This window comes from Pseudohoeflea suaedae (assembly GCF_004354915.1).
Taxonomy (GTDB): Bacteria; Pseudomonadota; Alphaproteobacteria; order Rhizobiales; family Rhizobiaceae; genus Pseudohoeflea; species Pseudohoeflea suaedae.
In genome coordinates this window covers 1,876,924-1,899,937 of sequence record NZ_SMSI01000001.1, presented here as the reverse complement: position 1 = coordinate 1,899,937, position 23,014 = coordinate 1,876,924, and the positions used below count along the sequence as shown (strand labels likewise).

Below are 23,014 nucleotides of genomic sequence, written 5' to 3'. Positions count from 1 at the left end.
CAGGGCCGGCCCGCGAAGGGCAAAACGAAAAAGCCCCGCCGATGGCGGGGCTTTCCGGGAAATCTGCAGTCTCAAACTACAATCAGAACTTGACCTTGATCGCACCCGATACGGCGCTGACAAGGTCGTTGCCGTAGTCATAGCTGATATGTTCGTCGATCGACGAACCGGAGGTCAGGACACCGAGTGCACCGCCCAGGCGGATCTCGACATTCTCGCTCGGCGTGAAGGACGCGCCTGCTGCGAAGGTCCAGGTATCGGACTGGGTTCCCAGGAACGTGGAAGTGCCACGATCCCAGCTCACCGCCACGAGACCGGAGATGGTGTCGGTGAACTTGTGGCCCACGCCGCCAGTCACGGTCCAGCCGTCGCGGTAATAGAGATCAAGAGAGGTTGCCTCGGTCGGCCCGCCGGAAGTGCAGGCAACACCGGACGTGAAGGTCGGGCAAAGCGCAATGCTCTGCATCACGCTCCAGTCCACCCACTTGACGGAACCGAAAGCCAGCCACCCGGGTGCGATACCGGACTGGACCTTGAGCTCGAAAGACTGCGGCATCGTGGTCGAACCGAAAATCGGCGTGGTCGCGCCGCCGAGTCCGCCCGGTATCAGGGGCGAGACCTCGGTCAGGTCCAACGAACCCGAGAGGTTGTCAAGCTCGACTTCGGAGTAGTACATCGCGCTGACGCGCAGAGCGATTTCCGGCATTTCGTAGGCGACACCCGCGCGCCAGCCCACGCCGGACGCATCGAGATCCACGCGGCCGACGCCTGTGCCGTTGCCGGGAAGCGGAATCCCCAGAACCAGACGCTCCTTGAACCCTCCGATTTCAAGGTAGGACACGCCGCCGATGATGCGGAACTGTCCCTTGCCCGCCTGAAACTTGTAAGAGCAGGTCGCCGCGTAGTTGTCAGAGTCGATCTTGGTCTCGATGTTCGAGTTCGCACCGGCCCAGTTCGATCCCGGATTGGAATGCGCGCCGAAGGGCTGGCTGTAGTCGGCCATGCAGTCGACCGCCTCGCCGATGCCGACTTTCGCGCCTACGCGCGGAATGGCATAGGACGACGTATCGCGAACGCCATCAGTCGGACCGACCCCGCCGCCATCGGCCGGGTTCAAGTCCGTGACATTGTTCAGATCACGCTCCGGCATGACGTAGGTGACACCGGCTTCGGTCGTGAAACGCGATGAATCGAACAGAAGATCGACGTTATATCCACCACGCTCCAGGCCACCCGCCTGCGCGGCGCCTGCCGCAGCCAGCGATGCGACGAGTGCGGCGCCGACCAGTTTTTCAGGCTTGAATACCATTAGAAACTCCCCTCCCGGTAACAAGTTTACCTGTCTAAGGCATAGGTCAGTTTTTAACATTTGCTGTCGACAGGGAAAAGCCGGGCTTTCCATCGGCAAGACTGGCCCAGCAGACGACATTATTCTTTTGCGGGGCTTTCCTTCGTGGTGCGGAAGGATTTTTGCTTCAAATTGCCAAAAAATTGTCCAAATTGCCCCATTTTCCGGCCCAAACGGTCATTTGTTGCAAAAGCGTCACATATCGATGATTTCGCGAATGAAATGCCCGGAACGCCTTATCGGGCGCCCGGGCATCGGGTTTTACAGCTTCTCGAATCGGTCAGCCGGCGTCGCGCACCCGCTCCAGCGCCTGCGCCACCTGCGCCTTCTCGGTTTCCAGTTCGACGAGCTTCTCGCGCTCGGCCTCCACCACTTCGGGCTTGGCATTGGCGACGAATTTCTCGTTGTCGAGCTTTTTGACGATACGCCCGATATCGTCCTCGATCTTTCCGAGCGACTTCGCCAGGCGCTTTTCCTCGGCCTCGAGATCGATCAGGTCGCCAAGCGGCAGGCACACGGTCAGAGAGCCGATGACGAGCTGTGCGGCACCGCGCGGGGCTTCGTCGGCCTTCGAAAGGTCGCTCACCCGCGCCAGGCGACGGATAGCGGCGTCGTGCGTCGCGAAACGCCTGTCCGTCTCCGAATCGGCGCCCACCAGAACCAGGGGTGCCATGGCGCCCGCCGGTACGTTCATCTCGGCCCGGACGGAGCGAATTCCGCTGACGAGCTCGATCAGCCAGTTGATCTCCTCTGCCGCCGCCTTGTCGCTGAAATCGGCCTGCGGCCAAGCGGCGTGGCACAGGAGTTCAACGTCCTTGCCCTCCGTCAGGTGGTCCCAGAGTTCCTGGGTCATGAACGGCATGAAGGGCTGAAGCAGCTTGCAGCTCTCGGCGATCACATGGGCCGCGCACGCCCGCGCCTCGGCCTGCTCTTCCGGCGTGCCGTCGGCGAAAACAGGCTTGAGCAGCTCGAGATACCAGTCGCAGACCTGGTTCCAGACGAAGCGGTAGAGCGCGCCCGCCGCCTCGTTGAAACGATAGGCCTCGATCCCTTCGGTCACATCAGCGGTGGTGCGCGCCAGTTCGGTCAGGATCCAGCGGTTGATCTGCATCTTGCAGCCGGCCGCATCGAAACCCGGGTCGAGCGCGGCTCCGTTCATGTCGGCGAAACGGGTCGCGTTCCAAAGCTTGGTGCCGAAGTTGCGGTAGCCGGCGACACGGCTCGGGTCGAGCTTCACGTCCCTGCCCTGCGCGGCCATGATGGCCAGGGTGAAACGCAGCGCGTCGGCGCCGTATTCGTCCATCAGCTCCAGCGGATCGATGACGTTGCCCTTCGACTTCGACATCTTGGCGCCGTGCTTGTCGCGCACCAGCGCATGAACATAGACGGTCTTGAAGGGCTCGACCGGGCGACCGTAATCGTCCTTCATGAAGTGGAGCCCCATCATCATCATCCTGGCCACCCAGAAGAAGATGATGTCGAAACCGGTGACCAGAACGCTGGTCGGGTAATAGGTTTTCAGCGCCTCGGTCTGATCGGGCCAGCCGAGCGTGGAGAACGGCCACAGCGCTGAGGAGAACCAGGTGTCGAGCACGTCCTCGTCGCGGGTGAGAATCTCGCCCGGCTTGTAGTTCTCGAGCTTCTCCTCGACCCAGGCCTTCCAGGGGCCCTCATGGGCGATGTAGTGCTGGATGGCGGCCTGAAGCGCGTCTTCCTCGTCCTTCTCGACGAAGACCTGGCCGTCCGGGCCGTACCAGGCCGGGATCTGGTGGCCCCACCAGAGCTGCCGGGAGATGCACCAGGGCTGGATGTTTTCCATCCATTCGAAATAGGTCTTTTCCCAGTTCTTCGGAACGAACTCGGTCCGTCCCTCGCGCACGCTCTCGATCGCCGGCGCGGCCAGCGTCTTGGCATCCACATACCACTGGTCGGTGAGATAAGGCTCGATCGGCACACCGCCCCGGTCGCCGTGCGGGACCATGTGGGTATGCGGCTCGATTTCCGCCAGGCAACCAATCTCATCCATCTTCTCGACGATCGCCTTGCGCGCCGCGAAACGCTCCATGCCATCAAGTTCCTCGAGTATCTCGAGCAGCTTGCCTTGCTGGGTCAGCCCGTCGAGAAAATCCTCGTTGTCCTTGAGGGTGACATCGCCCTTGACGGTAAGGATGTTGATCGCCTTCAGACCGGTCCGCTTGCCGACGTCGAAATCGTTGAAATCGTGTGCGGGCGTCATCTTCACCGCGCCGGTACCGGCTTCCATGTCCGGATACTCGTCGCCGACGATCGGGATGCGGCGGCCGACGAGCGGCAGGATGACATCCTTGCCGATCAGCGACTGGTAGCGCGGATCATCCGGGTGGACAGCGACGCCGGTGTCGCCCAGCATGGTCTCCGGCCGGGTGGTGGCAACGACCAGATAGTCTCGCGTCTCGTAGCCCGCGGGATCGCCATCCGAGGGCTTCCAGGCGATCTTGTTGCCTTCCTTGTCCAGATTATAGGGATGCTCGTAGGTCAGATCGTCGGCCAGCGGATAGCGGAAGTGCCAGAGATTGCCCTTCACCTCGACCTGCTCGACCTCGAGATCGGAGATCGCGGTCAGAAGCGCGGGATCCCAGTTGACCAGCCGCTTGTCCTTGTAGATCAGTCCGTCCTTGTACAGCTTGACGAAGACCTCGCGAACCGCCTTCGACAGGCCGTCATCCATGGTAAAGCGCTCGCGCGACCAGTCGCACGATGCCCCCAGCCGCTTGAGCTGGTTGAAGATCATGCCGCCGGATTCGTCCTTCCACTCCCAGATGCGCTCGACGAAACGCTCGCGCCCCATCGCGTGGCGATCGGGCTCCTGGCGCTGAGCCAGCTGCCGCTCGACGACCATCTGCGTGGCAATGCCGGCATGATCCATGCCCGGCTGCCACAAGACGTTCTTGCCGCGCATGCGTTCGAAGCGGATCAGGATGTCCTGGATCGTGTTGTTGAGCGCGTGGCCCATGTGCAGCGAACCGGTGACGTTGGGCGGCGGGATCACGATCGTGTAGGGATCGGCCCCTTCCTTCGCACCGGCACCGGCGCGGAACGCATCCGCTTCAGCCCATTTGCGGGCGATCTGCGGCTCGACGGCCGCTGCGTCATAGGTTTTCTCAAGCATGTCGACGAATATCCGATCGATGGTGGGAGGCGCATGCGCCCCGAATAGGCGTTCGTGTAAACCGGATGGTCAAAGCGGTGTCAACACGAGCAAAAGCCGCAGTCGACGTCCGGCAAGCTGCGCCGGGTCGACTGCGGCCTTGATATAACACGAAAGGTGCCGCCCTCGTTCCGGCAGCTCCCTCATGCAAAGACTTGCATTCTAGCCGCGCGTGCCGCGTGAAACGCGCTCGATCTCTTCGCGTACCAGCCGCTCGACGAGCGTCGGAAGATTGTCGTCGAGCCAGGTCTGGAGCATCGGACGCAGCAATTCCTCGGCGATTTCGTCGAAGCTGCGCTGCGAGCCCGCGGTGATCGCCGCATCGAGATCGGCGAAGGAGCGGGCGACCTTCTGCCCGGCTTCCATCGAAATGAGCTGGCCAAGACCCGAGGCCGCGCCATTCGGCCGGGCTGCGGGCGTTTCGGACTTTGCCCACTGTTCGGCGCGCGGCTCGTCGGATTGCGCGCTTTCAGCCTTGGCGCCATCGTCGCGGAACCGCGGCTCGGTTGCCCGTTCCGAAGCTGCGGCCATTTCCTGCGCGAGTTCCGGTGTCATGGATGCAATGGCACGCGCGACTTCTTCCAGACCGTCTTCGGCGTTGACCTCGTGGCGCATGCCGGTCTCGACAGTTTCGTCGTCGAGCGCCTCTTCCATCTCAGCGACGGCGGGCTCGTTCGGCACCCTGCCGATCGCAGAAGACTTGTCGGTGCGCATCCGCGCCGCGATGTCGGCAAGCGAAACCGAGGACGAGTCGGAACCGGCGGCCTCCGCCCTTTGCATGGGAGCGGCAGCCGGAGAGGATTGAAAGGAAGCGGGCGCGGAATGCCGCGGCACAGGTGCAGATGCTGGCGCAGGGGAAGGCGCGGCTTGCGCCATGCTCGGCTCGGGCCGTTCAACGGCAGCTTCCGGCCGGTCGCTGTCGTTATTCTCGATAATCTTGCGGATGGAAGCGAGGATTTCTTCCATCGAAGGTTCGCGCTGTGCGGCCTGTGCCATGCCTACTCTCCGTTACGCCACGGGTTCGCACGCAGCGGCCCCGAATCACTCAACCATAATTCGAAACATGCCGGATTTGAATCCGGCATGAACAGCCGAACCCCTTGATTCACAAGATTAGAAGCCAATCGCCACACGACCTGCCCCGCCGCATAGGAAAAAGGGCCGGCAATGCCGGCCCTCCTATCAATTCTCTCACCCGTCGACGCCGGACGATTACCGTCCGTCGATGGTCCTGAGGCCGTACCAACGGTCCTTGGTCGCCTCGTAGTGCTTCTCGGGGCGATAGTTGGCGACCTGCAGGCCGAGGCGCTGAACGGTCAGACGACCGGTCGAGGCCAGCACAGAATAGGCGGCAACCACGTAGTTGCGCTCGTTCTGGGCGAGCGACTCCTTGGCCGTCAGCACGGTCTGCTGTGCGTTCAGCACGTCGAGCGTGGTGCGCTGGCCCACGCGGCGCTCTTCAACCACCCCGTTCAAGGCAAGGCCACCTGCGCGGATCTGCGCGCGGGTCGCGTTGATATTGGCCTTCGAGGCTTCCATCGCCGTCCAGGACGAAATCACGGCCTGCTCGACGGCGCGCCGGGCGCTGTCGACGAGAATGCGCTGCTGGCCGAGTTGCTCCTTGGCCTGGCGCACCTGGGCCGAAACAAGACCGCCCTGATAGAGCGGAACGGTCACGCGGGCCTGAACCTGGCTGATGGTGATGCCGGTATCCTGCTCGTTGACCGAGCCGGTAACGGACACGCCGGGCAGCATCGCGCCCTCGGTGGATTTCACGTTGTAGCCCGCGGCATCGACGCCGAACTCGGCCGCCAGAATGGTCGGGTGCTGCTTGAGCCCGGTCGCCACAGCCGCATCGAGCGAGTTCGGCAGCACGCGCGACGGCACGTCGATCGCCTGCATGTTGCGCGGCGCATTGCCGACGATCTGCGCATAGACCGCGGCGGAGGTCTTGGCCTGTGCGTCGGCCGCCGTCAGAAGCGCGCGGGCCGCTGCCAGTTCGGCTTCCGCCTGGCTGACATCGGTGCGGGTGCCTTCGCCCACATCGAACCGGGCCTGGGAAGCAGAAAGCTGCTCTTTCAGGAAGGCAAGGTTTTCCTTGCGGTATCCGACGATCTGGTTGTCGCGAATGACATTGGCGTAGGCCTCGGCGGTCGCCAGCAGGATGTCTATCTCGGTGCCGCGCAGGTCTTCGCGACCGGCAAAGACCGTAGCCTGGGCCGCGCGGACATTGTTGAGCGTCTGAAATCCGTCGAACAGCGTCTGCGAGATGGACACGCCGGCGGCCGCCGTGCTGACTTCGTTGCCTTCGGTATTGGTGTAGGTCACGGTGCCGGTCGCCGAGACAATCGGACGATATCCGGACTTGGCGATGGCCACGCCCTCGTCGGTGGCGCGGAGACCTGCGCGTGCGGCGTTCAGATCCGGATTGTTGGCATAGGCATTGGCCATCGCGGCGTAGAGCGATTCTGCATGGACGACAGCGGGCGCCAGGGCCAGTATGGCGGCGGGCGCTGCGGCAACGAGAAATTTGCGAAATTTTTTCACGAGAATATCCTCAAATGGTGCAAAGCACGCACCACACAAGCTTATCAGTCTTTGAAAGCATGAGCCTCCAAAAACCACAGAACGAGGGCCGTGGACCATAGCGCCCATAGCTCCGTCCCCACATTTCGGTAACTGTTCCGAAACTTATGCGCAGACTGACATTCCAAGACAATGGGTCAATCAGTCCCGCTCCGGCACTATCCAGTCAGGCGTTGCGCGAAGGCAACAGAACCCGCAGACGCCACAAAGCGCGGCATCAATCAATTCCCCATTCCGGCATAGTCACTATACGTCCGAGAATATCGGCCGCTCCGGACGAGCGTTTCAGAATACGAATTCGGGAGCGAGCTCGAATCCCGGAAGCAGCTTGATGCTGCAGTTGAACACCGGACGGCTGGAAATGTCGTTTCCGGTCCGCGTGAAGAGATGAGCCTGCGCGGCGTTGCCGGTGCCCACGACGGCGACCAGGCGGCCACCGTCACGAAGCTGATCGGTCAGGGCCTGAGGGACGGCCTCGACGGCGCCGTTGACGAAGATCACGTCGTAAGGCGCGGCACTCGGATAGCCGGCCTTCAGGTCGCCGGTGACGACGGCCACGTTGTCATATCCGTTTTCGCTCAGCGTGTCGGTTGCCTGATTGGCCAGCGCTTCGTCGCTTTCGAGCGCGACAACCGAATCCGAGACGAGCGACAGGAGGGCTGCCGCATAACCGGTACCGCACCCCACCTCGAGAACGAGATCGGTCTTCTTCACCGATGCAAGCTGCAGAAGCTTGGCGAGCGGCGACGGCTCCATGATGTAGCGCGCGGGACGGTCCTCGTTGGCCGAGGCGATCTCGAGATCATCGTCGATATAGGCGACGGCTGCCATGGTGGCTGGCACGAATTTCTCGCGCTCGACGGTCAGGAAGGCTTTAAGAACCGAATGGGACGTCACGTCGGTGGTCCGGATCTGGTTGTCCACCATCTTCTGCCGCGCGCCTACGAAATCCATTCCCATCGTCATGTCTCCACTGGCGCGCCCGCGGGCGATCTCTCAATCCCGGAACCGACGCGCGGATAATGTCGTCAAAACGGCGCAGGCGATCAAGACGCACCGAACCGCGAACCTTCGTGGCGTATTAGAACGCGACCCCGCCGAGTGCAAGCGCCCTCTCCCGTCTTACCCGGCTTCATGCGTGTTTCCTCGCCCCTTCATCGGCGCCGTCGCCAGGCAGAACCGGGCCAGTCTTCCGGCACGTTGCGTTTTGACGCGAATGTTTTTGAATTTGCCTCTTGCGGCACAGAATCGGAACGATTATTGAGTGCCACCGGAAGACGCGGCTGGTTCGGTTTCATTCGCTCGAATGTAAACCATTGATCCCGGAACGCTTTCCTCGAGGCCTCGTGGCGGAGTGGTTACGCAGAGGACTGCAAATCCTTGCACCCCGGTTCGATTCCGGGCGAGGCCTCCAAACTCTCCCATCATTTTCGGCAGGACCATGCACGCGCCGGCGTGATCGGCTCAGCGCGTCGGGGCCCTGCCCCTTTTTCGCCGGCCCTTCATCCGAAGCACGAAATTGCGGCGCATGCGCCGGATCCGCGGCACATCCTGCGACAGGACCAGGAGCCCGAGCGGGATCATCCAGAATCCGAGCACTGGAAGAAACCCCAGACATCCGCCGACGACCAGTGCCGTTCCGGTGGCGAGCCGGGCGGATCTCGCCCGAGGCAGCGCGAACCTGCGACCGAATGCAATTATTTCTCCGCGTGCCGGATGGTATGAAAAGGGACGTTCCATGGGCTTCCCAGATGGGTATGATGGCTTGAATACACAAGTTCGCGTCTTTTTTGATGCAATGGGGCTTGGCAAATCGGAAAAGCATTTGATATACGCCCGTCACGCCTCGATGAGGCAATGGTCCCCGGTAGCTCAGTGGTAGAGCAATCGACTGTTAATCGATCGGTCGCTGGTTCGAATCCGGCCCGGGGAGCCACCTTTTCAAATCGTCCGCCCGATACATTGCCCGCAAGTGTCTTTTGAAGACACGGCTTTGCTGCGCCGCATGCAACTCATCGCGGTTTTTCGATGTGAGCGATAATGCACAGCGGAACCAAATGGCCTCGGCGATCTTTCTACCACCAACAGGAGGTCGAAATGTTCGCCAGCGCATACATACTTACAGTTCTCGCTTGTTCCCCCGGTGGAATGGTCTGCCGCCCCACGGCGACGCAAGCCGAATTCGCTTCTCTCGATGACTGCCGTGCAGCCATCACGCGCGTCGAGGACACCGTCCGCCGGACATTCCCCTCCGATACGCGTTTCACCATCAAGGGCGGCTGCACCGAAAGCAGGCAGACCGAAGTCTCCGGCGTCGCATGGGCCGTCAGCCCCACCGGCGAGATGTTCACCAGCTTTGACCGCCTGCCCGCCGGAAGCGGCGTCGCGATGGCCAGCGGCTGGACCGGCGACATCATCGACACCACGGCGACGGCGTCCATCGAAGAGGACCGGAAGGCAGAGAAGACGCTTGAAACGGCCTCTGCCGATGATGACGGCTTCGATACGGACCGGCTTCTCGACCGCAAGCCCATCATTCGCGGCGAACGCCCGGACGGCAACTTCCGGCAGACGGTTTCGCTCTTCAACGGCGGTCAGCCCGTGCTGATCGAGACTGCCTCGCGGTAAGCAGCGATATAAAACCGTTTCGCCTCAAACCAGTAGGTCGATCGACAAAATAGCCCGGGAGCCCGGTTAGGCGAAAATTAAAGTCTTTGACGCAGAATGTGCTAATATAAGAATATGACGAAGGATACGTCATTGTCGGAAACCAAGCACAAACGTCACCAGCTCACCAAGATCGGCGACGAGCTGGAGCAACGGGTTTACTACCCGCGTGACGCCGGCTGTCCCGTCGCCGCCCATGTGCGCCGCTCCGGTCGCGACGAGCGCCTGGCGAAGAAGTGCTGGCTCGTCAATATCAGCGAAGACGGCTGCCTGCTCACCGGCGACGACTTCCCGGCTCGTCTCGCCGACGTCTATATCGTCTTTCCCGGACTGGGCGCCAAGGTGCTGGGCCATGTGCGCGGCCAGGGCGACTTAACCCTGCAGATACAGTTCGAAAAGCAGTTGCCGGTAGGCATCGTCACCCAGATCTCGCGCATCACGCCGGCAAAGTCCGAACACGCCAAGTGATAGAGGCCGAGAGGCCGCCGCGCCTGCCCTGAAACCGCGAACAGGACGCGGTCGAACACCTCCACGCATCGCCAGCCGCCAAGCCATGGCCGAGCGATAGCCAGGGCACATGGCAAAGACACGGCAAGCATTTCTGTTGCATCCGCCCACTGGCTTGGCCATTGTCTGCCGACACCGGAGGCAGACTTTCAGCATGGACCGCAAGATCAATTTCATTTCAGCATCCACCCCCGAGGCGGTGGCGGCTGCCGAACACCTCGCGGCCCTTTACGGCAATGTGAGACGTGAGGATGCCGACGTCGTCGTTGCTCTCGGCGGTGACGGTTTCATGCTGCAGACCCTGCACGACGAGATGGATACGGGCCGCTATGTCTATGGCATGAACCGCGGCTCGGTCGGTTTCCTGATGAACGACTACAACGACATCGACCTCAAAGGCAGGATCGACGCCGCGGTCGAGAACATCGTGCGTCCGCTCGAGATGCGCACGATAGCGGCCGACGGCTCGGAATCCATGGCGCTCGCCATCAACGAGGTTTCGCTGTTCCGCCAGTCGCACCAGGCAGCCAAGCTGAAGATTTCCATCGACGGCAAGGTGCGGCTCGAGGAACTGGTTTGCGACGGCATCATGGTCGCCACACCTGCCGGGTCGACCGCCTATAATCTCTCGGCCCACGGACCGATCCTGCCGCTCGACGCGCCGCTTCTGGCGCTCACGCCGGTCAGCGCCTTCCGCCCCCGTCGTTGGCGCGGCGCGTTGCTGCCAAACAAGGTGGCCGTCTCGATCGAGGTGCTCGAACCTGAAAAGCGCCCGGTCAACGCGGTTGCCGACCATACCGAGGTCAAATCCGTGCTGCGGGTCGACGTCGCCGCCTCCACCGATTCCGTCGCCCGCATCCTGACGGACGCATCCCAATCGCTCAACGAACGCATTCTCGCCGAACAATTCCAGTATTGAGGGTTCCCATGACCGGTTTTCATTCGACTACCGCAGCTCTTGCCCTTCTTTCCGCGACATGGCTGGTCGGCGGGACCATGCCCTCGCCTGCCCAGGATGCAGGCACCGCAATCACCGAGGTATCCGACCGGCTGCTCTTCGTGGTGAGCGGCGGGTTCTGGGAAAAACTGCCGGAATCAGCCCTCGCGGTCGAGCCGTCAGAGGAACAGACGGCCAATGAACCGGCCGAGGCCGCCCCGGACGAAACCCCGAGCGCGGAGACTGCGGATACGGAGGAGACGGCGCCTGCCGTCTCCAAGCGCGGCTATTATCGCCTCGTGGCATTCCGCGCGGAGGACAACACGTCACGCGTCTACCTCCAGCAGATGGCCCTGACCGATGACGGCCCGGCGGTGGAAACGACAACGGAGATCGAGGAACTCAACGCCTCGTCATCCTATGTCACCAACATCGTGCAGGAAGGCACGGGAGAAATGGGGTTCTCCGCATTCATCGCCGCCAAGACCGATCCGTCGCTGCCCGAGCCGGACACATGGACAGTCTTCATCGACGAATTCGGCGCGATCACCATCGAGAAAGCCACCAACTGACGGCACCAATCCCGTCCCTCACCTCAAGAGGTCCATCGTGTGTTCTGCGCCGGTGACGCAAGCGCGTTTACGCCTCTTGCTGCGATGACTGCCGACCGCTCTTCCGGTCGGTAAAAACGCCAGCCGGGAAAACATGCAACCAACCGGCCCGCGCTCCGTTCTACTGGCAGATGCACCAGGCGCCGATCCCCCTCCGAGGCGCCGCTGCGCTACCGCCACCAACAACAATCACGACCAGACGGAAGGATACCCATCATGGCCAAACTGGACGGAAAGAAGATCGCCATTCTCGCCACCAACGGTTTCGAACAGTCGGAACTCGAAGTGCCGCTCAACAAACTCCGGGAAGCCGGCGCCACGGTCGAAGTCATCTCGCCCGAAAGCGGTTCGATCCGCGGCTGGGACCAGAAGGACTGGGGCAACGAAGTCCCTGTCGACCGTGCCCTATCGGACGCCAAGGTCGAAGATTACCATGCGCTCGTCCTGCCGGGCGGCCAGATCAATCCGGACCTGCTGCGCGTCGACGCTGACGCCGTGAAGTTCGTGCACGACTTCTTCAACACCAAGAAGCCGCTCGCCGCGATCTGCCACGCCCCGTGGCTGCTGATCGAGGCAGGCGTCGTCAAGGGCCGCAAGGCGACCTCCTACAAGTCCATCGCTACCGACATGAAGAATGCCGGCGCGGTTTGGGAAGACAGCGAGGTCGTCGTCGATCAGGCGCTCATCACCAGCCGCAATCCCAACGACCTCGACGCCTTTGTCGGCAAGATCATCGAGGAAGTGCTGGAAGGCAGGCACGAAGGCCGCAAGGTCGCCTGAGTGTTGCATTAAGTGGCATGATGGAGGGCGGCATCGGCCGCCCTTCTTTCGTGTCGACCCTTCGAGCCCAGAGCCGCGGCGGCACGGAACTCGATGCAATCGGCGCACAGTTGCGCGATGACGGCCTCGCCTACCGCTACCGGACCGATGACGGCCTCGCCGGCGAGAAGGCGCATTCAGCACCTGCACGTTCTGGTACGTCGAACCGGTAGTTCGAATGCGTGGCGCGCGCGGGCCATCTTAATGAGGCACAGCTGATGCTGGAAAGGGCCTGAAATACGCCAACGACCTCGGGCTGTTCTCCTAAGAAATCGACAGGCGCGGACTGCCGCTGGGCAACTTCCCGCAGGGCCTGACCCACCTCGCCTTCATCAGCGCCGCCCATTTCCTCGATCGCCGACTGGACCCCTATGGGAAGCGAACCGGGCAGTGGTGATCTCGTGGACCACCTTTCGCGTCAGACGCCATAGAAAAAGCTGATGGCCATCACGGTCGCGATGCCGACGATGATGTTCATCGGCACGCCGATGCGCAGGAAGTCTGCAAAGCGATAGTTCGCGGCACCGTAGACGAGCGTGTTGGTCTGATACCCGATCGGCGTGGCGAAGCTGGCGCTGGCGCCGAACATCACGGCAATCACGAGGCTCCGCGGATCGAGGCCGATCTGGGTGCCGAGCGCGATGGCAAGCGGCGTCAGCACGACAGCCACGGCATTGTTGGTGACCACCTCGGTCAGGAAAGACGACAGCGCGTAAAACGCTGCAAGCACCAGGATGGGCGGCAGATCCTTGAACCACGGCGTGAGCACGTCGACGATCAGCGCCACGGCGCCCGAATTTTCGAGCGCCTTGCCGACGATCAGCATGGAGAAGATGAGGACGAGAATTCCGCCATTGATGGAACTCCACGCCTCGTCCGGATCCATGCAGCGGAAGATCAGGAGAACGGCGACCGCGATCATCGCGAGGATGCCGATATCGGCCACACCGAAAGCGGCCAGGCCGACGACGGCGGCGATGGCAATCAGCGCCAGCGGCGCACGCGAGCGCCGAAACTCCCGGCCGGTCGGGCGCGATACGGAAACGAGCGCCGCGTCCTCCGACAGCTGGTCGAAGCCTTCCGCCGGACCTTCCAGCAGCAGCTTGTCCGCCGGTTTGAGACGGACATTCGACAGATCGGGCCCGGCAATGTGACGGTGGCGGTGGGCGCCGAGCACCCTGACGCCGAAACGGCGCCCCAGCCCGAGATCGGCAATGCGTGAACCGGCATCGCGCTTGGCGGGCGCGACCACGGCCTCGACGATCACGCCATGCGGGTCGCCGGCGCGGCGGCGGCCGACGAGGACGGCAGGATTGTTGTTGAGTGTCAGGATCTCCGACGTCGATCCCATGAGGATCAGCGCATCGCCCTTTATCAGCTCCATCTCGCCGAGATTCGAGCGGTGGATCTCCCCGCCCCTGCGAAGCCCGAGGATACGCAGGCCGGACAGGTTGAAGTCGGCGATCCCGCCGAGCTGCACCCCCTTGTAGGCCTCGGCATCGACGATGGTCACTTCAGACAGGAATTCGGATTCGCTGAGCAGCCTGTCGACGTTCTGCGCCTCGCGGTTGGGCAAAAGCCACGGTCCGAGCAGCAGCATCAGAGTGGCGCCGACGGTCGCCGCGACGATCCCCACCGGCGTGATTTCGAAGATCGTGAACGGCGCCAGCCCCGCCTCGCGCGCCACGCCGTCGACAAGCAGGTTGGTGGAGGTACCGATCAGCGAACAGGTGCCGCCGAGAATGGCCGCATAGGACAGCGGGATCAGAAGCCGGGTCGGCGCCAGCCGCGCGGCACTGGCGAGTTTCACCACGAGCGGGATCAGGAACAGCACCAGCGGCGTGTTGTTGATGAAGGCCGAGGCAGCGGCGGTGAGAACGAGGAAGCAGGCAATCGCCAGCGTCGGCCGGGCGCTTGCCGTGGACATGACCATGTCCGACGCCTTTTCCAGCACGCCGGTACGCACCAGTGCGGCGGAGATGATGAACATCGCCGCGATGGTGATCGGCGCGGAGTTGGAGAACACGCCCATCACCTCCTTGGTATCGAGGAAGCCCAGCGCCACGAACAGTGCAGCCGCGCCGGCAGCCGTGATTTCGGGGCTGTAGCGCTCGGACAGGAAGGCCAGGAAGAGAAGAAAGAGGATGCCGAGGGCGATATACGCCTGATTGTTCTCGATAAACGCGATCAAGACCGGTTCTCCGGGCTTGCCGGGGACGCGTACCGGTTCAAGCGAATGACAGGCCGGCACATGCCGCCCCGACGCGAGAAACCGTAACGCCGAATGCCGGCGCCGGTTCCCTTGATTGATAGCATCCTTCCTGATCCGCGGTAATGCCGGCCGATGGGATGGAATTCTGTTGTTTCGGGCGGCGAGGGAAAAACTGGCTCAGGAGAGGCTCCGCACTCGACAAGCTCGTCCAGGCAGGAATCTGGCCCAACGCCGGAACACCGGCCAAGCCTGCCGCGCCAGGCAGAGTGGGACAATTTCCTGGAACTTGGCTGGCTGAACGCGCCTTCCTGAGGCTTGAGGCACCACAAGACAAGGGCTTTGCGATGCCGTTTTGCTTGTGCCTTTCGGGACGAGAGAAGCCTTGCCGCCGGCAGTGACAGGCTCTAAGCCGAAACCATGCGTATTCTCGACAAGATCATAAACGACCGCGGTTCGAAATATGCGGTCTCGGGAGGAGCCTGCACATCCGAGGAGGAGGCTAAGATCTTCATCCAGGAGCTTTGCCGCAACAAGAAATTCGCCAAGGCCTCACATAACTCATGGGCTCTGCTGAGCGCCGAGTGCCCCTTGAAGAGCGACGACGGCGAGGCAGGCGCGGGCAATGTGATCCTGCGAATGCTGGAGCGAGAAGGCCTGCGCGATCATATCGTCGTGGTCACGCGATGGTTTGGCGGCAAGCATCTGGGCGGCGACCGCTTCCGCAACGTGCAGGAGGCGGTGCGGATCTACCTGTCCGATATGCGCTCAAATTGAGACGGGATATCGAGCATCAATCCGGCCGTTAGCCGGCCTTCGTGGCGTTCCGATAGACGACCGAGCTACACCGCCATCTCGACCGTTCAGCGGACCAGATTTCGTACGCAATGCTGGCGAGCAAACCATCAAACCTGTGTTCGGACAACCTAACCGTTCAATTGCGGGATCCGCCATGAAGGTCGCGGTTCCCCCAGCTTCGGAGCGCCTTCTGGGTGATGGATGAGATGCGCCACGACGCATCTACGGGTTGGAAGACGAACTCATACGATCCGCAGGAATGGTAGGAATCCGCCGCACCGTTGGATGCTGTGGCAAACCGGAGGATCAGGTAGTTGCAGCGGCCGTGCACCCCGGAATCGGTCGCCGACAGGAGCAGGTTCGAGAAACTATGCTGCTTCGAGAGTTCGTCGACGGCACCGCGGCGGCGGCCAACGAATTCGTCCCCCGTCATCGCCCCCGGCTGCTCGCGTCCCGAGGACGCATAATCGATGAAAACCTCGTCCGCGAGGGTCGCACGCATGGCCACCCAATCCTTCTCGTCGAACGCCAGGAAGAAGCGACAAAGCAGGTCGTGAATAGTGTTGCGGACGTCCACATCGATGGTGCTCAAAGCGATCTCCTCCGTTTTCCTGAACGCCTACACCGCCGGCGCCCCATTCGGAAGAGGTCTGTTCCTGGAAAAGTCCGCGCCTTGCGCGCCGCGGCAACAGAGTGGCCTTCCGCGCACGGCGGCAATTATAATACATCCCGCGCAACGCCTGATCTTGCGTCATATCTCTGCTATGAAACGCAAAACAAATGCCAGGCCCCGGGGAGCCATCATTGAATTTCAGGATCAGCGAAACGGTCAAACGCCTCGGCGCGCGCGAGTGGCCTGTCGTGGTGGCGCTTCTGGTACCCGCAGCCGCGGTCTGGGGGTTCATCGCCCTTGCAGACGAGGTCGTCGAAGGCGAGACGAGCCACATCGACACGGCAATCCTGCTTGCGCTGCGCACGCCGGGCAATCCGGCCGACCCGCTCGGCCCGCCCTGGCTCGAGGAGGTGATGCGGGACTTCACCGCCCTTGGCGGCACCGCCGTGCTGACGATGATCGCCCTTGCCGCGATCGGGTTTCTGGTAATGGACAAGAAGCCCCGTGCGGCATTCGCCGTCACTGTCGCTGTATCGGGCGGCCTGCTGATTTCCACCTTCATCAAGATGGGGATCGACCGCGCCCGGCCGGATCTCGTCCCGCATGGTTCCTACGTGACCACCGCCAGCTTCCCGAGCGGCCATTCCATGATGGCGGCGGTCGTCTATCTCACGCTCGCGGCGATGCTAGCCCGGCTGCGGCCGGACTGGCGGGTGCGGGTCTATATCCTTCTCGTCGCGATCATCGTCGTCATGCTCGTCGGCGTCAGCCGCGTCTATCTCGGCGTGCACTGGCCCACGGACGTGCTTGCCGGATGGACCGTCGGATCCGCCTGGGCGATGATCTGCTGGATCGTGACACTGCGGCTGCAGCGCAGCGGAGACGTCGAACCGCAGGGCAAGACGTGAGCGGCCTGCGCCGTCAATGACAGATCGGGTGCTGCTCCACCCACACGGATTGCGGCCACCCCGCGGCGTCGAGAATTAGATAGTGTTCATTTGAGCGCGCGATTTCGCGGGCCTATCCCCAGGCTTCGAAGCCGGACCCGGTCCGGATAAGGAAAACCCCGCCGAAATCAGCATTCGGCGGGGTTTTCTTTCGTCCGTCAGGGTCACGCGATCCAACCGGATCAGTCGATATCCTCGACTTCCTCGCCGCCGCCATAAACACGCTGGGCAAGGGCTGCTTCCATGAAGTCGTCGAGATCGCCGTCAAGCACGCCCTGCGGGTTGGTGCTTTCGGTGCCGGTGCGCAAATCCTTGACCAGCTGATAGGGCTGGAGGACGTAGGAGCGGATCTGGTGGCCCCAGCCGATAGCGGTCTTGCTCGCATTCTCGGCGTTGGCGGCTTCCTCGCGCTTCTGCAGTTCCGCCTCGTAGAGCCGCGCGCGCAGCATGTCCCAGGCCTTGGCCCGGTTCTTGTGCTGGGAACGCTCCTGCTGGCACTGCACCACGATGCCCGTCGGCATGTGGGTGATGCGAACGGCCGAGTCGGTGGTGTTGACGTGCTGGCCGCCCGCACCCGACGAGCGGTAGGTATCGATGCGGCAATCGCTTTCGTTGATGTCGATCTGGATCGAATCGTCGATCACCGGATAGACGCCGATCGAGGAGAACGAGGTGTGACGGCGCGCGGCGCTGTCATAGGGCGAAATGCGCACCAGGCGATGGACGCCCGCCTCGGTCTTGAGCCAGCCATAGGCGTTATGGCCCTTGATCAGGAGCGTGGCCGACTTGATGCCCGCCTCTTCGCCGTCATGGACTTCCATCACGTCGATCTTCATGCCGTGTTTCTCGGCCCAGCGCGAATACATGCGCATCAGCATGTTCGCCCAGTCCTGGCTCTCGGTACCGCCGGCGCCGGAGTGAACCTCGAGATAGGTATCGTTGGAATCGGCCTCGCCCGAAAGGAGCGATTCGATCTGCAGGCGATTGACCTCGTTGCGCATCTCCTTGAGCGACTTCTCGGCTTCCTCGACGATCTCCTTGTCGTCCTCGGCTTCGCCGAGTTCGATGAGTTCGAGATTGTCGGAGAGCTGGCTTTCCAGCCGGCGGATGCCGGTGATGCCGTCTTCGAGCTGCTGGCGTTCGCGCATCAGCTTCTGGGCTTCGGTCGGGTCATCCCAAAGCGAGGCGTCCTCGGCCTTGGCGTTGAGCCAATCCAGTCTTTTCAGGGACGGTTCCCAGTCAAAGATGCCTCCTCAGCAGGCTTACGGCCTGCTTGATTTCGTCGACAACATCCTGTGTCTCTGCACGCATGGTGTATTCTGTCCTTCAGTTCCGGGCCTTCAGTTCGGCCTTCGTTTCTCGGTATCCTGGAAACGGCGCGACCGGCACGAAACGTCCGGGCCGCGAGCGGGGCGGACCATAAGGTCGGCACCCCCTGTTGTAAAGGATGGCAAAAGCGCCATCCGGAAACGAAAACGGCCCGGCGAAACGCCGGGCCGCTTTCGTCGAATATGAGGTCAGTAGAGGCCGCCTGCCCCGGAAGTGACGGCCTGGCTGGCCTGCGGCGACTGCTGGAGGATTTCCTCGCCGGTCGCCACATCTTCCATGCCGATGACCGAGTAGATATCGGACGGGCCGGTACCGGGCTTGAAGGCTTCCATGATGGTGCCGGGCTCGCCCGGATAGGCTTCCATGCCGGTGGTGCGGTTGATGGCGATCAGCTTCATCCCGTCCGGGATACGGAAATCCGACGGACGGGTCCCTTCGACAGCCGCATTCATGAACTCGTTGAAGACGGGAGCAGCGAGGGCGCCACCGGTCGCGCCGCGACCCATCGGGGTCGGGTTGTCGTAGCCGATGAAGACGCCGGCCACGAGATCGGGCGTGAAGCCCACGAACCAGGCGTCCTTCTCCTCGTTGGTCGTGCCGGTCTTGCCGGCGGTCGGACGGCCGAGATTGACCTTGCTTGCGGCCGTGCCGCGCTCGACCACGCCTTCCATCATCGAGGTGATCTGGTAGGCGGTCATCGGGTCGAGAACCTGCTCGCGGTCATCGACCACTTCCGGCTCGTCCTGACCGAGCCATGCGGTCGCCACGCAGGCATCGCACTGGCGTTCCTCGTGCTTGAAGATGGTCTTGCCGTAGCGGTCCTGGATACGGTCGATCAGCGAGGGCTTGATCTGCTTGCCGCCGTTGGCGAACACGGAATAGGCCGAGACCATGCGCAGCACGGTGGTCTCTCCCGAACCGAGCGACATGGCGAGAACGGGAAGCATGTGGTCATAGACGCCGAAACGCTCGGCATATTCGGCCACGAGATTCATGCCCATGTCCTTTGCCAGGCGCACGGTCATGAGGTTACGCGACTTTTCGATGCCTAGACGCAGGGTCGAGGGACCGGCCGAACCGCCGCCATAGTTCTTCGGCCGCCAGACGTCGCCGCCGGAGACGATCTCGATCGGCGCATCCATGATCACCGAAGCCGGCGTATAGCCGTTGTCGAGCGCTGCCGCATAGACGAAGGGCTTGAAGGAGGAGCCCGGCTGGCGCATCGCCTGGGTGGCGCGGTTGAACTCCGACTGGGCGAAGGAGAAGCCGCCGACCATGGCGAGCACGCGACCGGTATGCGGGTCCATGGCCACCAGGCCGCCCTGCACCTTCGGCGGCTGGCGCAGCCGGTAGCGCATGGTGCCTTCATCGTCCTCACGGGGTTCGACATAGACCACGTCGCCCACGGAAAGCACCTGGTCCGGCGTCTTCACGGTGCCGCGCTTGTCCTCTCGGTTGAGGCGGAAGGCCCACTTCATGTCTTCGGGGCGGATGACGGCCGTATCGCGTTCCTCGCCGACAGCTCCCGAAACCTGAGGTTCGGGGCGCAGGCCGATCTCGACATCCGAACCGGTGGCGGCGAGCACCACGCCGAGCTTCCATTCGGGAACGTCACGCAGCGGTTCGATCTCGCTGACCGCCTTGCCCCAATCGTCGGCGACGTCGACGGTGGCCACGGGACCGCGGTAACCGCGGCGCTCGTCGAAATTGACGAGGCCGTGCTGCAATGCCTTGCGGGCGAGAACCTGAAGATGCGGATCGAGCGTCGTGCGAACGGACAGACCGCCCTGATAGAGTGCCTTCTCGCCGTAACGGTCAAGCAGCTCGCGGCGGACCTCCTCGGAGAAATACTCAGAGGCGAAGAGATAGGAGCCGGACGAGCGCGGCGTCACGCCGAGCGGCTGCTTCTTGGCTTCCGCACCGTCGGCGGCGGCGACATAGCCGTTCTCGACCATGCGATCGATCACCCAGTTGCGGCGCTCCAGCGCCCGTTCGGTGTGCCGGAACGGATGATAATTCGAAGGCGCCTTGGGCAGTGCCGCGAGATAGGCCGTTTCGGCAATGGTGAGCTCGTTGACCGACTTGTTGAAGTAGGTCAGCGCGGCCCCGGCGATGCCGTATGAATTCATCCCGAAGAAGATCTCGTTGAGATAGAGTTCGAGAATGCGGTCCTTGGAATAGGCCTGCTCGATGCGGAAGGACAAGATCGCTTCCTTGGCCTTGCGCGAAATGGTCTGGTCGGCGGAGAGCAGGAAGTTCTTCGCCACCTGCTGGGTGATCGTCGACGCACCGACGGGACGACGGCCGGAGCCGAGGTTCTGGATATTGACGACGACGGCGCGGAACAGGCCGACCGGATCGACGCCCGGATGGGTGTAGAAATTCTTGTCTTCGGCCGAGATGAAGGCGGCCTTCACCCGGTCGGGAATGGCCTGAATCGGCAGATAGAGCCGGCGCTGCGAGGCATATTCCGCCATCAGCTCGCCGTCCGAGGCATGCATGCGCGTCGTCACCGGCGGCTCATAGCTGTTGAGCACCTCGTAGTCCGGGAGATCCTTGGTGATATCGCCCAGATACCATGCGACACCGGCCGCAACGATCAGGAACAACACCGCGCCGATGCCGAAGAAATAGCCGATCAGTCGAAACATTCGCTTACTTACCGCTTGCGGTTAAAAAACACACGTGCCTGTGCACCAACCCATTGCCAGGCCGGGAATACCGGACACTTCCGACAACGCCTAAGCCCGGACAATGTGCGCAAATTAGGGCCGGATCGGGGTCCTGCCCAATCCGCCAGCGCACGGGAATCACGGGTGTTGCGACGTTGCCACGCCCGAATCTATCATGACACACTTATTTTCCATATCACTTTATCGTTTTCCAGCAGCCAAAATCGTTGTCCGGTAAGCCTTTATCGACTGCGCGAGCAGTCCGGCCGTGCTCTCGCGCCAGGCCTCGTCGGTCAGCAGTTTCTCGTCCTCGGGGTTGGAGAGATAGCCGAGTTCCACCAGCGCGGAAGGCAGATCGGGCGACTGCAGGACCCGGAAACCCGCCTGGCGGTGCGGGTTCTTGATGAGGTTCACCTCACCCTCGAACGATTCGATGATCTCGCCGGCGAGTCCGGTCGAGAAAACCCGCGTCTCGTTGCGCGCCAGATCGACGAGAATTCCCGCCACGGATTCGGGCGCCTGTTCGAACACGTCGCCGACGACGGCCTCGTCATGATTGGCTTCCGCAGCCAGCGTTTCGGCAACCGCGTCGGAGGCGCGATCCGAAAGTGTATAGACGGTCGCCCCGCGCAGACGGCGGATGCGGATCGAATCGGCATGAAGCGACAGAAACAGGTCGGCATCCGCGGCATGCGCAGCCCTGAGACGACCCGACAGTGAAATGAACTCGTCCGAAGTGCGCGTCATGACCACTCGAATGTCGTCGAGATTCGAAAGGGCCTCTTCGAGCGCCTGGGCGAAGGCAAGGGTGACGTCCTTCTCCTTGGTGCCGTTCACGCCCTCCGCGCCGCTGTCGATGCCGCCATGACCCGCATCGACGACGACGGTGAAAGGCTTGCCATCCCCCTCGCCTTCCTGCGCCTTGCGCGCGCCTTTGACCACGACGGTCCAGTCGGTGCCGGCGGCAAGCTCGGAAAACGCCTCGCGGCCGGTTGCCACGGCATCGAGCACGAGGCGAAATCCGGCGCCGCTCTCCATCGGCTCGATCTTGGCGGTATCGAGCCGCGCCGGCCCCTTCAGGCCGAGAACGAGGCGCGAGCGGCCTTCGCCCGCGCCGCCATAGCGCAGGGAGCCGACAAGCCCCCGCGCCTCCACCGACTTGGCATCGAACGCGAAGGTCACGGGGGAAAGATCGACGACGATACGATCGGGGCGGTCGAGATAGCGTATGGTGAAATCCGGCCTGGATTCGAACTCCACGATGATGCGGGCCCGCGCTTCGTCGGCCACGATGCGCGCAGCAAAGGCGACCGCGGGCTTGGCGCCGTCTTCCTGCTTGAGCGCGGCCGGCGCGAAGGGTTGCGCCGGCACGGAAGGCGCGATGCCGAGACCCGCCGCCAAGACCATCGCGGCAACCAGAGCTTTCGCGCCAAAACTTCCCCGTTTCGTCATGCTTCCCTTTCAACCGGCCCTGCAACCCCGCCGCAATCGCTGCGGAAAATGACCGATTCGCCTCCCCTGCGTCAGACCCCATGTGATGGGCTGTCAGCGCGACAGGCCGCTTCCCCTCACATTTGGGGGCTCCCGAGACACCATGGAGCGAAGCGCGTTCCGTTGCGGCATGCTTATCCACCAATCCATGCCAACCATATGAGCGGCGATAGTTTTTCGGCTTGCCAGATTGTCGCACAAAACATAAAAGCCTAGATGGAGGCAAAGTTTTGACGGACCTGCCAACCCCTGATCGCCCGGTTCCGAACCATCGGAAAACAAGCGGTTTGAAA

The 23,014-nt window shown here is 62.5% G+C and carries 19 protein-coding genes and 2 tRNA genes; 10 read left to right on the top strand and 11 right to left on the bottom strand.

Going from position 1 to position 23,014, the window contains the following annotated elements; genetic code table 11:
- Nucleotides 1–82: 82 nt before the first annotated feature.
- The 5 genes from E2A64_RS08930 to E2A64_RS08910 form a co-directional block, all read right to left on the bottom strand.
- Nucleotides 83–1,309: an OmpP1/FadL family transporter gene (locus tag E2A64_RS08930; RefSeq protein WP_133284008.1), complete on the bottom strand. Its 1,227-nt coding sequence runs from the start codon at nucleotides 1,307–1,309 to the stop codon at nucleotides 83–85.
- Between the two features lie 319 nt (nucleotides 1,310–1,628).
- Nucleotides 1,629–4,496 carry a valine--tRNA ligase gene (locus E2A64_RS08925; protein WP_133284007.1) on the bottom strand — a complete coding sequence of 956 codons (2,868 nt, stop codon included), beginning with the start codon at nucleotides 4,494–4,496 and terminating at the stop codon, nucleotides 1,629–1,631.
- 201 nt (nucleotides 4,497–4,697) lie between these two features.
- Entirely contained in the window at nucleotides 4,698–5,531 is an 834-nt protein-coding gene (locus tag E2A64_RS08920) for a PopZ family protein (protein ID WP_133284006.1), read from the bottom strand.
- Nucleotides 5,532–5,747: 216 nt separating this feature from the next.
- Nucleotides 5,748–7,082, bottom strand: a complete 1,335-nt coding sequence (locus E2A64_RS08915) for a TolC family outer membrane protein (protein ID WP_280177528.1) — start codon at nucleotides 7,080–7,082, stop codon at nucleotides 5,748–5,750.
- Nucleotides 7,083–7,406: 324 nt separating this feature from the next.
- A complete protein-coding gene (locus E2A64_RS08910) occupies nucleotides 7,407–8,075 on the bottom strand; it encodes a protein-L-isoaspartate O-methyltransferase family protein (protein ID WP_133284330.1) in 669 nt (222 codons plus the stop codon).
- 386 nt (nucleotides 8,076–8,461) lie between these two features.
- Between E2A64_RS08910 and E2A64_RS08905 the strand changes: the two genes are divergently transcribed.
- A tRNA-Cys gene (locus E2A64_RS08905) sits at nucleotides 8,462–8,535 on the top strand.
- 50 nt (nucleotides 8,536–8,585) lie between these two features.
- On the opposite strand, the gene E2A64_RS18040 is transcribed toward E2A64_RS08905, so the two are convergent.
- Entirely contained in the window at nucleotides 8,586–8,861 is a 276-nt protein-coding gene (locus E2A64_RS18040; protein ID WP_133284005.1) for a hypothetical protein, read from the bottom strand.
- Nucleotides 8,862–8,982: 121 nt separating this feature from the next.
- Between E2A64_RS18040 and E2A64_RS08895 the strand changes: the two genes are divergently transcribed.
- From E2A64_RS08895 to E2A64_RS17975, 7 genes are all read left to right on the top strand, one after another.
- Nucleotides 8,983–9,057, top strand: a tRNA-Asn gene (locus tag E2A64_RS08895).
- Between the two features lie 161 nt (nucleotides 9,058–9,218).
- Nucleotides 9,219–9,749: a hypothetical protein gene (locus E2A64_RS08890; RefSeq protein ID WP_133284004.1), complete on the top strand. Its 531-nt coding sequence runs from the start codon at nucleotides 9,219–9,221 to the stop codon at nucleotides 9,747–9,749.
- A gap of 132 nt (nucleotides 9,750–9,881) precedes the next feature.
- On the top strand, nucleotides 9,882–10,256 hold the full coding sequence (locus E2A64_RS08885; RefSeq protein ID WP_133284003.1) for a hypothetical protein: 375 nt from the start codon (nucleotides 9,882–9,884) through the stop codon (nucleotides 10,254–10,256).
- Between the two features lie 193 nt (nucleotides 10,257–10,449).
- Complete coding sequence (locus E2A64_RS08880; RefSeq protein ID WP_133284002.1) at nucleotides 10,450–11,214, top strand: NAD kinase; 765 nt, start codon at nucleotides 10,450–10,452, stop codon at nucleotides 11,212–11,214.
- 8 nt (nucleotides 11,215–11,222) lie between these two features.
- On the top strand, nucleotides 11,223–11,804 hold the full coding sequence (locus tag E2A64_RS08875; protein ID WP_244598193.1) for a hypothetical protein: 582 nt from the start codon (nucleotides 11,223–11,225) through the stop codon (nucleotides 11,802–11,804).
- Nucleotides 11,805–12,059: 255 nt separating this feature from the next.
- Nucleotides 12,060–12,623 (top strand): type 1 glutamine amidotransferase domain-containing protein, encoded by a 564-nt coding sequence (locus tag E2A64_RS08870; RefSeq protein ID WP_133284001.1) that lies wholly within the window; start codon nucleotides 12,060–12,062, stop codon nucleotides 12,621–12,623.
- Nucleotides 12,624–12,673: 50 nt separating this feature from the next.
- On the top strand, nucleotides 12,674–12,835 hold the full coding sequence (locus E2A64_RS17975; RefSeq protein WP_206662424.1) for a hypothetical protein: 162 nt from the start codon (nucleotides 12,674–12,676) through the stop codon (nucleotides 12,833–12,835).
- A 245-nt stretch (nucleotides 12,836–13,080) separates the two neighbouring features.
- On the opposite strand, the gene E2A64_RS08860 is transcribed toward E2A64_RS17975, so the two are convergent.
- Nucleotides 13,081–14,853, bottom strand: a complete 1,773-nt coding sequence (locus tag E2A64_RS08860) for an SLC13 family permease (RefSeq protein ID WP_133284000.1) — start codon at nucleotides 14,851–14,853, stop codon at nucleotides 13,081–13,083.
- A gap of 438 nt (nucleotides 14,854–15,291) precedes the next feature.
- Between E2A64_RS08860 and E2A64_RS08855 the strand changes: the two genes are divergently transcribed.
- The gene (locus tag E2A64_RS08855) at nucleotides 15,292–15,648 is read left to right on the top strand and encodes a YigZ family protein (RefSeq protein ID WP_133283999.1); all 357 of its coding nucleotides are present in this window, start codon (nucleotides 15,292–15,294) and stop codon (nucleotides 15,646–15,648) included.
- Nucleotides 15,649–15,805: 157 nt separating this feature from the next.
- On the opposite strand, the gene E2A64_RS08850 is transcribed toward E2A64_RS08855, so the two are convergent.
- Nucleotides 15,806–16,261, bottom strand: coding sequence for a nuclear transport factor 2 family protein (locus E2A64_RS08850; protein ID WP_133283998.1), 456 nt, complete (start codon nucleotides 16,259–16,261; stop codon nucleotides 15,806–15,808).
- A gap of 212 nt (nucleotides 16,262–16,473) precedes the next feature.
- Between E2A64_RS08850 and E2A64_RS08845 the strand changes: the two genes are divergently transcribed.
- Nucleotides 16,474–17,190 carry a phosphatase PAP2 family protein gene (locus E2A64_RS08845; protein ID WP_244598192.1) on the top strand — a complete coding sequence of 239 codons (717 nt, stop codon included), beginning with the start codon at nucleotides 16,474–16,476 and terminating at the stop codon, nucleotides 17,188–17,190.
- 221 nt (nucleotides 17,191–17,411) lie between these two features.
- On the opposite strand, the gene prfB is transcribed toward E2A64_RS08845, so the two are convergent.
- The 3 genes from prfB to E2A64_RS08830 form a co-directional block, all read right to left on the bottom strand.
- Nucleotides 17,412–18,540, bottom strand: a protein-coding gene (prfB, locus tag E2A64_RS08840; protein WP_133283996.1) for a peptide chain release factor 2 whose coding sequence is annotated in 2 segments (ribosomal slippage) — nucleotides 17,412–18,470 and nucleotides 18,472–18,540 — 1,128 coding nt in all. Because the reading frame shifts where the segments join, the coding sequence is not laid out codon by codon here.
- 206 nt (nucleotides 18,541–18,746) lie between these two features.
- Nucleotides 18,747–21,209, bottom strand: coding sequence for a penicillin-binding protein 1A (locus E2A64_RS08835; protein WP_133283995.1), 2,463 nt, complete (start codon nucleotides 21,207–21,209; stop codon nucleotides 18,747–18,749).
- A gap of 222 nt (nucleotides 21,210–21,431) precedes the next feature.
- Nucleotides 21,432–22,682, bottom strand: a complete 1,251-nt coding sequence (locus E2A64_RS08830) for an N-acetylmuramoyl-L-alanine amidase (RefSeq protein ID WP_133283994.1) — start codon at nucleotides 22,680–22,682, stop codon at nucleotides 21,432–21,434.
- Nucleotides 22,683–23,014 lie beyond the last annotated feature (332 nt).